At 36.9% G+C, this 15,113-nt stretch carries 14 protein-coding genes; 9 read left to right on the top strand and 5 right to left on the bottom strand.

The genetic code is table 11. The annotated features are described in order from the left end of the window. Positions 1-3 precede the first annotated feature (3 nt). From AB8P06_RS00910 to AB8P06_RS00870, 9 genes are all read left to right on the top strand, one after another. Complete coding sequence (locus AB8P06_RS00910) at positions 4-1,413, top strand: sensor histidine kinase (RefSeq protein WP_369836640.1); 1,410 nt, start codon at positions 4-6, stop codon at positions 1,411-1,413. A 238-nt stretch (positions 1,414-1,651) separates the two neighbouring features. After that, complete coding sequence (locus AB8P06_RS00905) at positions 1,652-2,146, top strand: hypothetical protein (RefSeq protein ID WP_369836637.1); 495 nt, start codon at positions 1,652-1,654, stop codon at positions 2,144-2,146. Between the two features lie 30 nt (positions 2,147-2,176). Next, positions 2,177-3,016, top strand: coding sequence for a YoaK family protein (locus AB8P06_RS00900; RefSeq protein ID WP_369836635.1), 840 nt, complete (start codon positions 2,177-2,179; stop codon positions 3,014-3,016). A gap of 254 nt (positions 3,017-3,270) precedes the next feature. Then, on the top strand, positions 3,271-5,049 hold the full coding sequence (gene mutL / locus AB8P06_RS00895) for a DNA mismatch repair endonuclease MutL (protein WP_369836632.1): 1,779 nt from the start codon (positions 3,271-3,273) through the stop codon (positions 5,047-5,049). Between the two features lie 6 nt (positions 5,050-5,055). Continuing rightward, positions 5,056-5,787: a rhomboid family intramembrane serine protease gene (locus AB8P06_RS00890; protein WP_369836629.1), complete on the top strand. Its 732-nt coding sequence runs from the start codon at positions 5,056-5,058 to the stop codon at positions 5,785-5,787. A 10-nt stretch (positions 5,788-5,797) separates the two neighbouring features. Further along, positions 5,798-6,790 carry an endonuclease/exonuclease/phosphatase family protein gene (locus AB8P06_RS00885; protein WP_369836626.1) on the top strand — a complete coding sequence of 331 codons (993 nt, stop codon included), beginning with the start codon at positions 5,798-5,800 and terminating at the stop codon, positions 6,788-6,790. A gap of 74 nt (positions 6,791-6,864) precedes the next feature. Further along, a complete protein-coding gene (locus AB8P06_RS00880; protein WP_369836623.1) occupies positions 6,865-7,839 on the top strand; it encodes an endonuclease/exonuclease/phosphatase family protein in 975 nt (324 codons plus the stop codon). 4 nt (positions 7,840-7,843) lie between these two features. Continuing rightward, positions 7,844-8,191, top strand: coding sequence for a hypothetical protein (locus tag AB8P06_RS00875; RefSeq protein ID WP_369836620.1), 348 nt, complete (start codon positions 7,844-7,846; stop codon positions 8,189-8,191). Positions 8,192-8,235: 44 nt separating this feature from the next. Beyond that, complete coding sequence (locus AB8P06_RS00870) at positions 8,236-8,643, top strand: hypothetical protein (protein WP_369836618.1); 408 nt, start codon at positions 8,236-8,238, stop codon at positions 8,641-8,643. A gap of 29 nt (positions 8,644-8,672) precedes the next feature. Here the strand turns inward: AB8P06_RS00870 and AB8P06_RS00865 are convergent, their stop codons facing one another. The 5 genes from AB8P06_RS00865 to ftsA all read right to left on the bottom strand — a co-directional run bounded on the left by AB8P06_RS00865 (position 8,673) and on the right by ftsA (position 15,088). Further along, positions 8,673-10,187: a GH3 auxin-responsive promoter family protein gene (locus tag AB8P06_RS00865; protein WP_369836615.1), complete on the bottom strand. Its 1,515-nt coding sequence runs from the start codon at positions 10,185-10,187 to the stop codon at positions 8,673-8,675. A gap of 104 nt (positions 10,188-10,291) precedes the next feature. Beyond that, entirely contained in the window at positions 10,292-10,702 is a 411-nt protein-coding gene (locus tag AB8P06_RS00860; protein WP_090000116.1) for a BrxA/BrxB family bacilliredoxin, read from the bottom strand. Between the two features lie 433 nt (positions 10,703-11,135). Continuing rightward, positions 11,136-11,582 (bottom strand): GatB/YqeY domain-containing protein, encoded by a 447-nt coding sequence (locus AB8P06_RS00855; protein ID WP_369836613.1) that lies wholly within the window; start codon positions 11,580-11,582, stop codon positions 11,136-11,138. Positions 11,583-11,693: 111 nt separating this feature from the next. After that, on the bottom strand, positions 11,694-13,616 hold the full coding sequence (gene ftsZ, locus AB8P06_RS00850; RefSeq protein WP_369836610.1) for a cell division protein FtsZ: 1,923 nt from the start codon (positions 13,614-13,616) through the stop codon (positions 11,694-11,696). A gap of 89 nt (positions 13,617-13,705) precedes the next feature. Continuing rightward, positions 13,706-15,088, bottom strand: coding sequence for a cell division protein FtsA (gene ftsA, locus AB8P06_RS00845; RefSeq protein ID WP_369836607.1), 1,383 nt, complete (start codon positions 15,086-15,088; stop codon positions 13,706-13,708). Positions 15,089-15,113: the final 25 nt, after the last annotated feature.

Here is a 15,113-nt window from a genome sequence, read left to right as displayed (position 1 = left end):
AGGATGCCTTATAAAGTGATTACAAATCAGACCAAAACGATGGTGCTTTTAATGTTGGTTTTTACCGCCATTATTTTGCTGTTCAGTGGTTTGGTGTATTTCTCTATTGTTAACTTTTCACATCAGAGATTTTATGAGTTGCTTAAAATCCGTACCACAACGATTGTACAGATTGAAAAAAGCAAAGAACACCTTGATCTTCCTGAAAATTATGTTCTGAACAGCCTGAATGACGAGGAACTGCCAATGGAAAAAGATTATGTATTTGCTGTTCCCACAGATTCCAATTTTAAAAAGATCTCTCAGGAAGTACATATTCCGGATTATTTTTTTAAAAATATCATAAAAAATGGGGAGTCCAATTACAATGACAAAGAATTTTATTATATCGGGCAGTCTTTCAAATCTGATGATAAAGAATACATTGCAATAGCTTCCGCTAAAAACCATTATGTGGTTTATTATTTAGGATTTTTGAAAAGGACACTGATCACCTGTATCGTGCTTTCGCTTTTCTTCAGTATGATCTTTTCTTTTTATTTATCGAAAACTTTATTCAAACCTATTTTAAAGATTACCGGAAAAGTAAAGGAAATAAGCTCTGAAAACCTTCATTTGAGACTCGAAGCCCAGCCGGATAATAAGGAGCTGAATGAATTGGTAGATACGTTTAATGATATGCTCAACCGTATCGAAACCTCTTTTGAAACCCAGAATCACCTGATCGGAAATGTGTCCCATGAATTGAGGACCCCTTTAACTTCCATCATGGGAGAAGCTGATGTTGCCCTTTCCATCAGCCGTACGGGCAATGAATACAAAGAAACCCTTGAAATTATCCTGGATGAAGCCGAAAAATTAGATAAAAAGATCAAAGCTTTATTAATGATCGCCCAAACCGGCTTTGACGGTAAAATCCAGAAAATGGATAAAGTACGTATTGATCAGCTGCTTTGGGATGTGATTGAAACCTTAAGAAGAATCGATACCCGGAATAATATCTATCTGGATGTAAGCATGCTGCCGGACAACCCCAAAAAGCTGAAAGTACAGGGGAATGAACAGTTATTGCACCTTGCCGTTACCAATATTATTCAGAATGGGTGTAAATATTCTAATTTCCAGCAGGTGAAAGTATCTTTGGGTGCTACGGATACTGATGTTTATATTATTGTAAAAGATTATGGAATAGGAATTCCTGAAGAAGAAATGAATAAAATTTACGATCCGTTTTTCAGGGCATCCAATACCAAAAACTATGAAGGTTACGGAATCGGTCTTCCCCTTGCCCGCAATATCGTCAGGATGCACCACGGTGAGCTCATCGTAAGCTCTTACGAAAATCAGGGAACCACTGTGCAGATGCGTTTTCCTAATTTCTACAACACACAGACCGAAGAAAAAACAGTATAGAAGAGAACGTTCCCAACGTCCTGTTATAAAAGCAATTTAGCAATTTTACAGTTTTACGATTTAGCAATTCAGCAATTCCGCCTTTCGCCTCACTCTTTCAATATTAACAGGCCTTAACAATTTTCTAATCTCATTTTAATCTCTTTAATGACATTTTAATTCCATTCCAAAGAGCTTCTAATTTGGTCGCTATAGTTTTGTATCATCAAAAGATAACACGGAACTAAATCTAAAAGATATGACCAAAACAATTTTAATTGCCACAGACTATTCTCTTGAATCTTTGAATATATTAAAAAAAGTACTGAAAGAGAAAGACGCTTCGGAAGACACAAATCAATATAACATTCTTCTGGTATCAGGTTATGATATGGGAGATTCTATCAGGGATCTTTTGTTTACTACGAAAAGTACCATCTTTAACAAGATCAGGCCACAGGAGTTTTGTGATGCTTACGGGATCATTCAGAATAAATACCCGCATCTGATCGCCAAAATTACCTGTGATGTTTTTACCGGAAGCTTTCAGAGGACATTCAATAATTATGTAAAGGCTGAAAACATTGAAGAAGCTTATTATTCTTCATCGGTTAAAAGTAAAAGCAAAGGAAAATTCGATATGATTCCTTACATCATTAAATGCAGAGACCTGGAATCCCGCGAAATCGCAATTGAAACTACTGAAAGGCTTCCTGAAAGAGGAAGACTGGCTGAGATCTTCGTTGAGGTTTAGGAAATAAACAATATTTTAAAAAATTAAAAAATGTTAAGAAATTATAGTAACAGCAGGACATTGGGAGATAACATCAGGTTGGGGACGCTGACCGCCTTCACGGCAGGAACTATAAATATTGCATCTCTATTAATATTTCTCTCTTTTACCTCAAACGTAACGGGGCATTATGCTATTCTGGCCGCGGAAATAAGTAAAGGAAACTGGGCGCAGGTTGGTATCGTAGGCGGATGGATTTTCCTTTTCTTCTTCGGAAGCTTTTTATCCAACTTCATTGTCATCAATTTTAATAAAAGAAGTAAATACTTTGCCCATGCAATGCCAATTGTCCTGGAAATAATATGCTTATTGTTTGTAGGAATTTACGGACAGTTTTTCTATCAGAAAACATTGGAAGAAACGGAATATTTAGTTGCCCTGATGCTTTTTGCAACGGGTTTACAGAACGGACTGACTGCAAGCATCTCCAACTTTTCAGTAAAAACGACCCATCTTACCGGGACCACTACTGATCTTGGCATCCTTTTTTCAATGTTTACGCAGAAAAAATTCAGAAAAAACGGCGAATTGATTGCCCGGGCAAAACTGCTTACAAGCATCATGATCGCTTATGTTTTAGGAGCGGTATTTTCAGGATTAACGTATTATTATCTGGAATTCAGGGTGTTTTATCTGATAAGCCTGTGTCTTTTGGTAGTGATCGGATATGATGCCTATAAAATTCACTTAAGGCATTTTAATACACAATACAGACACAGCAGGATTTATAAAAAGCAGAGCGTTTTTGCTTATCTGTATGACAAAATTCACGGAATTCCGGAAATAAAAGAAAAAAGACAAGAAAAAAGAAAACTTGTGTTTGATGATTGAAAATATCCTCAGACGGATAAAATATAAATACGATCAGTATTAATTTTGTGTAAACTAGCTGTGAATCAATCCTCTATTTGTAAAAGTCAATTAGGGGATTGACTTTTTTTGAAACCCGGGTAAAAAAGAGATATGCTTTGCAGAGATTTACGGCAAGATTGTTGATTTGTTGATAATTAAATCTTAATTCCCGTTTTTATTATTTTTATTCCCGTTTTCATTGACTATTTTTGTAAGTTGATTTTCGTTTTTTTATGTCAGATATTATTCAGCTTTTACCGGATCATGTAGCTAACCAGATTGCAGCAGGAGAAGTGGTGCAGAGACCTGCGTCCATTGTGAAGGAACTTTTGGAAAATGCCATCGATGCAGATGCCTCCAAAATTGAACTCATTGTAAGGGATGCCGGGAAAAACCTTATTCAGGTGGTGGATGACGGTAAAGGAATGTCTGAAACGGATGCAAGAATGGCATTTGAAAGACATGCCACGTCTAAAATCAAAGGAACGGAAGACATTTTTAAAATCGCAACAAAAGGATTCCGTGGTGAAGCTTTAGCTTCTATTGCTGCCGTTTCCCAGGTTGAGCTGAAAACGAAACAGAAAGAATCAACAATAGGAACCAATATCTATATTGAAGCCGGAGTCTTTCAGTTTCAGGATCCTGTACAGACTGCCGACGGATCTAATTTCCTGGTTAAAAATCTTTTCTATAATGTTCCGGCAAGAAGAAAATTTCTTAAAAACAACAATATCGAATTCCGTCATGTGATTGATGAATTCCAACGTGTTGCATTAGCCCATGAAAATCTGGAATTTTCATTGTTTCATGATGATGAGCCGGTTTTCAGATTGAGAAAAGGAAGTCAGATGCAGCGTATCGTAGATATTTTCGGAAGAAAACTTCAGCCACAGCTTATTCCGATAAAAGAAGACATCATCTGGTGTCAGCTTCACGGGTTTGTTGCAAAACCTGAAGGCGCCAAAAAAACAAGAGGCGAGCAGTTTCTTTTTGTTAACGGGAGGTTTTTTAAAAGTCCGTATTTTAATAAAGCTGTTCAGGAAGCATTTGAAGGGTTGCTTTTACCTGGATATATCCCTACTTTTTTCCTTTTCCTTGAGCTTGATCCGGAGAAAATTGACGTGAATATTCACCCACAGAAAACAGAAGTGAAATTTGAAGATGAACATCTTATTTTTGCTTTGATCCGGTCTACCATAAAAAGATCATTAGGAATTTACAATGTGGCCCCAAGTCTGGATTTTGAAAGAGATCCGCAGCTGGATGAAATGATGCAGAAATCGTTTCCGAGTAAAGGAAATAATGTAAGCATCAAAATGCCTGAGATTGTTGTAGATAAAGACTACAACCCGTTTTTGGAAGAAAGAGGCGTGAAACAGTCTGAAATCCAGAATCTTGCGGAAATGTACCATCAGAATATCTCTGCAGAGCCGTCAAAAATTAATTTATTTGAAGATGAAGACTTTGATGAGGACCTGATGAGGCTGCCGAACGGATACTGGCTGTTCAATAAAGGAGACCGGACGCTGATGCTGGATCTGGGAAGAATGCACAGGCTGGTTGTTTCCGAAAGTACCAAACCGGTAAAAAAAGGAAGTGCAAACGGTCATGCGCTGCTTTTCTCTCTGGAATATCATATGAATGAAATTGAGAAGAATAAATATAAATCAATCAAAAAATACCTTCCTGAGCTTGGGTTTGATATGAAAATCGCCCATGAAAACGTTTTAAGGATTGACATGGTTCCTGAAGGACTAAAGGAAACACAGGTCATGAAGTTCCTGGAAAACCTGTTTGAGGTTCTGGAATATAAAACGGAAGACGAATTTATGCAGTATTATCAGAACCAATGGCATAAGATGCAGTCTAAGTCGAGATTTGATTTCATTTATAAAAAAGATGCGGAACAATTGATCAAAGACTTCACTACATTAGGTTTCCCTGAATTTTTACCGAACGGGAAAAGATGCTTTTATGAAGTTCCGTTTAACGATATTAAAAACAAATTTTAAAGAGAAATGTTTAACAATATACCACCGATTACAAGAAATATCATCATTATCAATGTGATTGTATTTATTGTTGCCAATTTTATACTTCAGGATAGGTTAATCGCTTATTTAGCTGCTTTTTATCCGTTTTCGCCTTTCTTCCATTCATGGCAGATTATCACACACATGTTTATGCACGGAAGCCTCATGCATATCTTGTTTAATATGCTGACATTGTGGAGCTTCGGTCCTATACTGGAACAGAGGCTGGGCGGACAGAAATACCTGATTCTTTATTTTCTGAGTGGTTTGGGAGCTTTCTTTCTCTTTAATTTATGGAATTTTGTTGAAGTTCAGCAAATCTCATCAAGTTTAAACAGCCTTGGATTTAATGTTGATGGTTTCCTGTCAGGAGCACATGTAGGATTTACAGGGACCGCTGAGTCAATTACTCAGCAACAAGGATTGGTAGAAAACCTAAAAGCTATAATGTCAACGCCGATGGTGGGTGCTTCAGGGGCAATTTTCGGGGTTATTGCAGCGTTTGCTACGTTGTATCCTGATGCAAAAATTATGATGATGTTTATTCCTATTCCTATTAAAGTAAAGTATCTGTTACCCATTGTTATTGTGGTTTCTGTCTTTTTGGGTATTTCCGGAAATGCCGGGGGTATTGCCCATTTAGCCCATGTAGGAGGAGCTATAGTAGGTTTCTTACTGGCCAGAATATGGAGAAAACATTTATACAGATTTAATTAAAAATAATCTTGTGAAAGTTTTCAGACTCATACTTTTAATACTTCATTCAGGGATATTCCTTCTTTTATTGTGCGTATTGCTTAATGCTTATGTCCCTCCGAAAGTATTTCCATGGTTTAATTTACTCTCGCTGGGATTTCCGGTTTTAATGATAACCTACATTTTATTAACTGTTTTCTGGCTTTTCAGTTGGAAAAAAAGAGTTTTCCTGTTTATGCTTTTAGGCCTCTTTTTTATAAATCCCGTTAAAAGATGGGTTAATTATTCTTCTGTACCTAAAGAGACTCCCAATCTTAAGATTATTTCTCTCAATGTAAAGGGAGGCACTTTCGGGCTTAAAAATATTAAAGAATATATTGATCATTCGGGAGCGGATATTTTGTTATTACAGGAAGATTTTGGTAAAGAATATGGGTTTAAAGATTTAAGAACAGGAGACAAAACAATGGCAGCTGTTTCCATTTATTCAAAATATAAAATTGTTGAAAGGAAGGAACTAATAGGAGATTATAAGAGTTATAATGTTTTTGCAGATCAGACGGATATTGAAATAAAAGGGAAAACTTATCGTTTTATCAATACCTATCTGCAGCCGTTTAAGTTTGAAAAAAGCATGGTTAAACTGAATGGAGACAGCGATAAAGATGAGCAGAAACTGAAGAATATTGTTAAACGACTTATTCCGACATTTAAAATGCATCAGGAGCAGGTTGCCATGATTAGAAAAGGAATAGATGAATCTCCTTATCCGGTAATTTTAACCGGTGATTTCAACTCCGTTCCGAATTCTTATGAATATTATCATTTGTCGGAAGGTTTGGAAGATGCCTTTTTTAAGGTAGGACGAGGAAGCGGAACCAGTTTCCATGATTATAAATTTCCGTTGAGGATTGATTATATTTTCACCTCAAAATCGATACAGCCCATAAACTACCGTGTAGACCGTTCTGTAAAGCTTTCCGATCACTATCCTGTAATTGCTGATTTTAAATTAAATGATTGATTTTCATAAAATTAGTTAACTTTTAAAATAATGGTAGGGTTTTTGATAAAAATAAGGAATTAGACCGTTTTTTCATGAAGCCGAATCAGATACTGCTATTTTCACATATTGCAATTATTGTTTTACTCTTGTGTACTTTAGGGAATGCTTGGGTGCCACCTAATATTTTAGGGAACCTGAATCTGCTTTCTCTTGGCTTTCCATATCTGATTCTTGCCCACATTATATTAACGGCGGTTTGGGCTTTCAAAAGAAAAAAAATTGCTATAGTTTTTCTTTTGGGAACTTTTATTTTCTACAATCCTATAAGACGATGGATTAATTTCTCTCCAAAAAGCGAAAATTATAAATCAATACGGGATATCAAAGTGCTAACCTTTAATGTGAAGTACGGAGAATTCGGTTGGGATAAGGTTAAGAAATACATCCGTGATCAGAATGCAGATATTATTCTGATTCAGGAAAAAGATACCAACAGGGCCTTAAGACAGGATATGGTAAAATATCCAACGGTAATCTTAAAAACGAAGCATAAAATCGTAAGACAGGAAGAGCTGATAGATGATAAATCAAGAGGGAATTCTTTTTATGCCGATGTAGATATTAATGGCAAGATTGTAAGGGTCGTAAATATCTATCTGGAGCCATTCAGACTCAATAAATCTATGTTTGCATTTAATGGCTTTGAAAAGGAATCGAAAAAGATAGGGACACTGCTTTCTCATATGACGCCCACGTTTAAAGCTCATGAAGATCAGATTAAAAAAATCAGAAAGGCGGTAGATTATTCTCCGTATCCGGTGATTTTGGCGGGTGATTTTAATTCAGTTCCCAATTCCTATGAATATTATAATTTAGGGAAAAACCTGGAAGATGCTTTTTTAAAAGTAGGAAACGGGCAGTCATCCAGCTTTCATGATTATAAAGTTCCTTTGAGAATAGATTATATCTTTACTTCAAAAGATATCATTCCTTTAAGCTACAAAGTAGACAGCTCTGTTAAATTATCTGATCATTATCCGGTAATTGCGGAATTTCTGCTAAATTAGTTCCATGAAAAATTTGCTATTTGCAGCCTTTACTTTTTTCGTTTTGCTTACGGCCTGTTCTAAAAAAGAGTCGGCAGCTGTAGATATGGGACAAGAGGTAAAAGTGCATTATGATACTACTGCGATTGATTCTTTCTCGTCGGGAGCAACTTCCATAGATGTTGTACGCCAGATCAGAATGTCTTCCCAGAAATACCAGGATTCGGTAAAAGAAGCCTTAAAACTTCAGGAAGAAGAAAAGCGTATCAAAGAAGAGCTGGAAAAAGAGAATAAGAAAAAGCAGGAAGAAGAAAAAAAGAAAAATGAGCAGGAGAAAAAACAGCTGGCTCAGAAACCGGGAGCTTCCACTTAAATAAAGCTTTCATTAATTTAAATAAAAACATTAAATATAAAAGTATGAAAAAACAAATTTTAACTGCGCTAATGATCTCAGTAATCGTTGTATCTTGTAAAAAATCAACAACAAAAACGGAACAGGTAGAAAATCCTGACGGATCGGTTACCACTACCACAACAACCGTTCAAGATGGAGTAGGTGTTGATACGGCAAAAATTAACCAGGCCAAAGAAAATGTTCAGACCAAAGTTGATGAAGCCGGAAATAAGATAGACGAGGCTGCTCAGAAAGCGAAAGATAAGATTGACGCAACTGCAGACAAGACGAAAGAAGATCTTCATCAAGCAGGGCAGGATATTAAGACCGAAGCCAACAAAGTAGGAAAAGACGTAAAAGATGCTGCGGCCAAAGGAGCTTCAAAAGTAGAGGAAGGAGCGAAAAAATTAAAAGAGGATTTAAAGAAATAAAAGAAAACCGCAGAATTGACTGCGGTTTTTTATTTGTTTAATTCCAATAAAGGATCGATATATTCTCTATCATTGCTTAACCTCGGAACTTTATTCTGTCCGCCGAGCTTTCCTTTAGATTCGAGCCAGTGATAGAATAAATTAGGCTTTGCAATATGCACGATCGGTCTTTTTAGGGTCATACTGTTATATCTTTTAGCCTCATAATCGGAATTGATGGCTTTTAAATGCTGGTCAAAAGAATCGATAAAGCATTCTAAATCGTTCGGTTTTTCACTGAATTCGAAAATCCACTCATGAGCACCGCTTTCATTTTCTTTCATAAAAACAGGCGCTCCCGTGAAATCTGTAATACAGGCACCCGTTACCTCACAAGCTTTTGAAAGAGCTGATTCTACATTGGTGATCATTAATTCTTCCCCAAAAGCATTGATATAATGCTTGGTTCTTCCCGTGATTTTTATTCTGAAAGGATTGATGGAGGTAAATATAACGGTATCTCCGATTAAATATCTCCACAGTCCGCCATTAGTGGTAATGACCATTGCATAATTTTTCCCGATTTCCACCTCTTCCAGGTTTACGACTTTCGGATTGGAAAAATGAAACTGATCCATCGGAATAAATTCGTAAAAAATACCATAATCAAGCATTAAAAGCATTTCATCACTGTCAGATCTGTCCTGGATTCCAAAGAAGCCTTCGGAAGCATTATAGATTTCATAGTAATTGATGTTTTTTCCGATAATGTTTCTGTATTGCTCTCTATAAGGTTTAAAGCTGATTCCGCCATGGAAAAATACCTCCAGGTTAGGCCATAGCTCTGAAATATTTTTAACATCAGTTTCTTTTAAAACCCTTTGTAAAAGAACCATCATCCAGCTTGGAACTCCCAGGATACTTCCTACATCTTCATTTTTAACTTCTGAGATAATTGCTCTTAATTTACTTTCCCATTCACCCATCAGCGAAACTTTTTTACTGGGAGTCGTAGTAATTTCTACCCAGAACGGGAGATTATCAATTAAAATAGCGGATAAATCGCCGAATTTTGTATTAAAATCAGCGTAGAGCTCAGAGCTTCCGCCCAAACGTAAATTTTTATTGGTGAAAAGCTGATTTTCAGGATGGTTATTGGCATAGATGGAAACCATATCCTTTCCCGCCTTCAGGTGACAATATTCAAGGCTTTCAGCTGAAATGGGGATAAATTTGCTTTTGGCATTGGTGGTTCCGGAAGATTTAGCAAAATGCTTGATGCTGCCGGGCCAGCTTACATCTTTATGACCCTGTCTGGCTTTTTCAATATAAGGTTCAAAATCTTCATAAGTAACAACCGGAACTTTGTTTTTAAAGTCCTGATAACTTGAGATAGAGTTGAATCCATACAGTTTTCCGTATTCAGTATCTTCAGCATGAAATAACTGTGAAAATAATATACCTTTCTGGGTTTCAATAGGATGGTTCATGAAATTCTGTATCTGATCTATCCTTTGGCGGATAAACCAGTTAACCACAGTATTGAAAAGTGCCTTCGTTGCCATTACAACAAATATAATGATATTTGGATTTTCAGCGAATTTTTATTGTGAAAAATAAAAAACCGCTACAAAATATGTAACGGTCAAATATCTGGATTTATTGTTTCTTAGCAGTATTCATCATAAGCTGCCTGAAGGTTGGCTGCAATAGCTCCTGCAGGATTTCCTTCAATATGATGTCTTTCTAACATATGAACCAATTCTCCGTCTTTAAAAAGCGCCACACATGGTGAGCTTGGAGGAAATGGTGCCAGATGTTTTCTTGCTTCTACTACAGCTTCTGTATCAAAGCCTGCAAAAACAGTGGTTAAATGATCAGGTTTTTTATCTCCGGTTAAAGAATATACAACTCCCGGTCTTGCTGCTCCTGCTGCACACCCGCATACGGAATTGATCACTAATAGAGTAGTCCCTGATTGTTTTAAAGCTTCTTCTACCTGTGTAGGAGTTGTTAAATCTTCAAAACCTTTATCTGTAAGTTCAGCCTTCATCGGCATTACTAAATCTGTTGGATACATATTTTTGTTTTTTAATCAATGCAAAGTTAAACAATTCTTTACTTTTCTTCAATTTATAAAAACTATTAAATCGTTAGGAAAACAGAATGACAAAAAACCGTCGTTCTGATGATTACTTAACTATATTGAAAATATTATGAATTAATACTATGAATAGTGAAAATTTATTATTAAATTTGAAATGATTCTGAAAACAAATAACCATGAAAAAAGTATTTAACCCCTTCCCTCGACCTAATGACGTATTTAATTCTGTATAAGAAAGCAGATTAAATCGAAAACTTTTAATAAAATGAAGCCCGGAACTGACAAGTTCCGGGCTTCTTTAATCAAATCGATATGCAAAGGTTGAATATCCTTTTTAAAATAATTGATTCTTTCCGGCTGATTGTTGAAAGAAAGGTTCCGACAACTCTCAACTTTTAATCCTCAACTATGAAAGGAGTTTTTTAGCCATTTCGGAAATACTTTTTCCATCTGACTTTCCGGCTAATGTTTTTGAGGCAACTCCCATTACCTTTCCTAAATCTTTCATTGATTCGGCACCGGTTTCTGAAATAATATTCTTCATTTCAGCTTCCAGTTCTTCTGCAGAAAGCTGTTTTGGAAGAAACTGTTCGATAACTTTCATCTGAGCTTCTTCTACTTCCGCAAGATCCTGTCTTCCCTGTGCGGAAAACTGCTCGTAAGAATCCTTACGCTGCTTGATCATTCTTTGTAAAATTGCTATTTCCTGTTCTGCTGAAACTTCAGCACCTATGGCTTCCGTTTTCAGAAGAAGGATCTGGGCTTTTACGGCACGAAGAGAGTCCAGAGCTACTCTGTCTTTTTCTCTCATTGCCGTTTTTATGGCTTCACTTATGGTATTTTCTAAACTCATTTATTCAATTTGTATTATGTAAAATGTATTAATGTAGTAACGATTAAATATGTAAAATAAGTACTTAAGATCATTAATACATTTTACATAAGTACATTAATACGTTTAATTCTAGTCTACGTCTTTATTTAAAAATCTGTTTTCTCTCACCTGCATGGAACCATTATTTTCAGACAGATAAGTATTGATATTCTGGTCTGAAGCATTCGTTCCGTCAATAGAGATGTTTTTTCTTTTGAAAGCGGGAACAGATTCGAACTCATTCGTTGCATCAAAGCTCTGATAACGGGAATTGAATTCTTTTAACTTATTTCTTCTTTCTATTACTCTTTCCTGATCTACCGTTTTATTCACAAAAGTGAATTCACTTTCAGAAGGCTTTGGAGTTTCAATTTCTGTTTTATTTTCAAAAACAGGCTTTTCTTCTACCTTAGGTTCTTCTTTTGCAGGAAAGAAACTTTCGACTTTCTGAGTAGTTTCTTCTGCGATTTGAGTAACAGCAGCAGTTGGAGCATTAAACTCGGCTTTTGGCTGTCCAAAATCGGTTTTAGGCTCATTGCTGACAGGCTCATTCACAAAGAAGCTGAACTCTACCGGTTTTTCTTCAGAGTAAGTATTGGTGAAAGTATTTGTTTTAGGCTCTTCTTTCTTTTCTTCTGTTTCAAATGAGAACGACTGGATCTCTAAATCATTAGGATCATGGTCTTCATCAAAAGAGAATAAGTTATAAGAGTCGTCCTCGCTTACGTCTTCATTTCTCCAGCTCTGAACGGGATTGTCAAGTGTATCTTCTTCGTTATCAAAAGATTTTATTTCCGTTTTAACGTCTTCATCCTCGATAATCATTTTTTTTTCAGTAGACGTAACCGTGAATTTTGGATTCTCCTGGTCTTCGTCATCTAATCTGAAAAGGTTTTTCCCTCCAAAATCATATCCCTGCTCAGGAACAACTTCTCTTTCTTCTCTTGTTTTAAAAGGGGAAGTTTTAGGAGCTTCCAATCTGTCATTTAAACCGATTCTGATTTTTTCCGTCGGTCCTGAAAACTTTTGGTTATCATTTGAAAAACCGGTAGCAATCACAAGTACGCTTACTGCATCTCCTAATTCTTCATCGGCACCAACTCCAAAGATGATGTCTGCAGTATTTCCTGCTTCTTTCTGGATATGATCCATGATGATACCGATCTCGTCCATCGTTACTTCTTCCGCACCGCTTCTGATCAATAGCAATACATTCTTGGCACCTGTAATTTTATTGTCATTCAATAACGGGGAATCAAGAGCTTTTCTTACTGCTTCTTCGGCTTTATTTTCTCCTGAAGCCGTACCTGTAGACATAAGGGCCGTACCGGAGTTCTGAAGTACAGATTTAGCATCTCTAAAGTCAATGTTTACATCAAAGTAACCGGTAATAACTTCTGCCATTCCTTTAGCGGCATTGGTTAAAACTTCATCGGCTTTTGAGAATCCCTGTTTGAAACCAAGGTTTCCGAATTGCTGTCTCAGTTTATCATTGTTGATTACGATTAATGAATCAACGTTGTTTCTTAATTTATCAAGACCGTTTTCGGCCTGTTCAAGTCTTCTTTTACCTTCAAAGCTGAAAGGAACGGTAACGATTCCTACCGTTAAGATGCCCATGTCTTTTGCCACCTTTGCAATAACAGGAGCTGCACCGGTTCCGGTTCCACCACCCATTCCTGCAGTAATGAAAACCATTTTGGTGTTTTGTCCCATGGCAGCTTTGATTTCTTCGATACTTTCGATCGCAGATTTCTCTCCAACTTCAGGATCGGCGCCTGCACCAAGTCCTTCTGTGATTGTAGTTCCCAGCTGAACCTTGTTGGCAACGGGATTATTATCTAAAGTCTGGGCATCTGTATTACAGATCACGAAATCAACACCGTGAATCCCTTTTTCGTACATGTGTTTCAGGGCATTGTTTCCACCGCCACCAACACCAATTACTTTTATGATCGATGAATTTCCTTTTGGTAAATCAAATGAAAATCCTTGTGTCCCTATATTTTCCATAATTATAATTTTTAAAAATTTATAATCGATAAATAATAAATGATAGTTGATGAGAGAATCATTAATCTTTTATCATTCATCATCTATTTTTATTCTACTTCTTCAAAGAATTTTTTTACTTTTTCCATTAGCGACTGGCCGAATGTCAGCTTCGCTCTTTTGTTTTCCTGTTGCTGGTTGACAACTTCCTGTTCCTGAACCGGCATTGTCTGCTGAATAGCTGCAGAAGTTTCAGGAGAATTTACGACAGTTTCCTGCTGAGGTTTTTCCTGAATTGGTTCTTCTTCATCTATTATATTCTGCTTTTTATCCCTGATTTTTAAACTTTCCATTAATAATCCAATGGAAGTTGCAAATTCCGGACCTTTCAGATACTGGTTTTTATCGTTGGCGATATATTCGTTGGCAAAACCGATTCTGCTGTCAAAACCTGTTGTATAGTTTGCCAGCTGACGAAGATGCTTTAAATTGGAACCACCTCCTGTAAGAACGATTCCTGCAATCAGTTTTTTCTTCTGTTCAAAGGCTCCGTAAGCTTTCAGCTCAGTATTGACCATTTCGAGAATTTCTTCTACTCTTGCATTGATAATCTGAGCAAGGGTTTTAAGGGAAATTTCTTTATCCGGTCTGCCGTGAAGCCCGGGAATGGTTACAAAAGTGCTGTCTTTTTCCAGTTCCGGAACTGCGGATCCGAATTTTACTTTCAGTTGTTCTGCATGTTTCTCAATAATGGAACAGCCTTCTTTGATATCTTCAGTAATAATCCCGCCACCATAAGGAATTACGCAGGTATGACGAATGATATTGTCTTTGAAAATAGCGATATCAGTAGTACCGCCACCAATGTCTACGATGGCAACTCCGGCTTCTTTTTCTTCTTTTGTAAGAACGGCTTCAGAAGAGGCTAACGGTTCTAAAGTAAGGGCTTCCATTTCCAGTCCGGCTTCTCTTACGCATCTTGCGATGTTCCGGATACTTCCCATCTGTCCTACTACAACGTGGAAATTAGCTTCTAAACGTTTACCGTGCATACCCACAGGCTCCTGAATTTCACCTTCGGAATCCACTTTATATTCTTGAGGAAGTACATGGATAATTTCTTCACCGGGAAGCATGACCAGCTTCTTGACCTGATCTTTTAATGCTTCGATGTCGTCATCTGTAATAAATTTGTCCGGATGTTCACGCATAATATAATCGGAGTGCTGCAGTGAACGGATGTGTTTTCCTGCAATACCTACCGTTACTTTACGGATAGGAACTCCTGCGCTGGACTGTGCTTCAGCCACAGCCGCTTTGATTGAATTAATGGTTTGTGAAATGTTATTCACAATCCCTTTATGAACTCCAAGACTTTTGGCCTTCCCTACACCGAGAACTTCAATTTTCCCGTGTGCATTCCTTCTTCCGACAATCGCGACTATCTTTGTTGTCCCGATGTCCAGACCTACTGAATACTCTTGATTTTCCATTTGTCTATATCGATTTGATTTTTTA

It is taken from the genome of Chryseobacterium tongliaonense (genome assembly GCF_041224435.1).
Taxonomy (GTDB): domain Bacteria; phylum Bacteroidota; class Bacteroidia; order Flavobacteriales; family Weeksellaceae; genus Chryseobacterium; species Chryseobacterium tongliaoense.
This window is presented reverse-complemented; position numbering and strand designations above follow the sequence as displayed.

Excerpts from the sequence above, each read along its gene's own strand:
- AB8P06_RS00910 (WP_369836640.1), top strand. The coding sequence starts at position 4 with ATGCCTTATAAAGTGATTACAAATCAGACCAAAACGATGGTGCTTTTA.
- AB8P06_RS00905 (WP_369836637.1), top strand. The coding sequence starts at position 1,652 with ATGACCAAAACAATTTTAATTGCCACAGACTATTCTCTTGAATCTTTG.
- AB8P06_RS00900 (WP_369836635.1), top strand. The coding sequence starts at position 2,177 with ATGTTAAGAAATTATAGTAACAGCAGGACATTGGGAGATAACATCAGG.
- mutL (WP_369836632.1), top strand. The coding sequence starts at position 3,271 with ATGTCAGATATTATTCAGCTTTTACCGGATCATGTAGCTAACCAGATT.
- AB8P06_RS00890 (WP_369836629.1), top strand. The coding sequence starts at position 5,056 with ATGTTTAACAATATACCACCGATTACAAGAAATATCATCATTATCAAT.
- AB8P06_RS00880 (WP_369836623.1), top strand. The coding sequence starts at position 6,865 with ATGAAGCCGAATCAGATACTGCTATTTTCACATATTGCAATTATTGTT.
- AB8P06_RS00875 (WP_369836620.1), top strand. The coding sequence starts at position 7,844 with ATGAAAAATTTGCTATTTGCAGCCTTTACTTTTTTCGTTTTGCTTACG.
- AB8P06_RS00870 (WP_369836618.1), top strand. The coding sequence starts at position 8,236 with ATGAAAAAACAAATTTTAACTGCGCTAATGATCTCAGTAATCGTTGTA.
- AB8P06_RS00865 (WP_369836615.1), bottom strand. The coding sequence starts at position 10,187 with ATGGCAACGAAGGCACTTTTCAATACTGTGGTTAACTGGTTTATCCGC.
- AB8P06_RS00860 (WP_090000116.1), bottom strand. The coding sequence starts at position 10,702 with ATGTATCCAACAGATTTAGTAATGCCGATGAAGGCTGAACTTACAGAT.
- AB8P06_RS00855 (WP_369836613.1), bottom strand. The coding sequence starts at position 11,582 with ATGAGTTTAGAAAATACCATAAGTGAAGCCATAAAAACGGCAATGAGA.
- ftsZ (WP_369836610.1), bottom strand. The coding sequence starts at position 13,616 with ATGGAAAATATAGGGACACAAGGATTTTCATTTGATTTACCAAAAGGA.
- ftsA (WP_369836607.1), bottom strand. The coding sequence starts at position 15,088 with ATGGAAAATCAAGAGTATTCAGTAGGTCTGGACATCGGGACAACAAAG.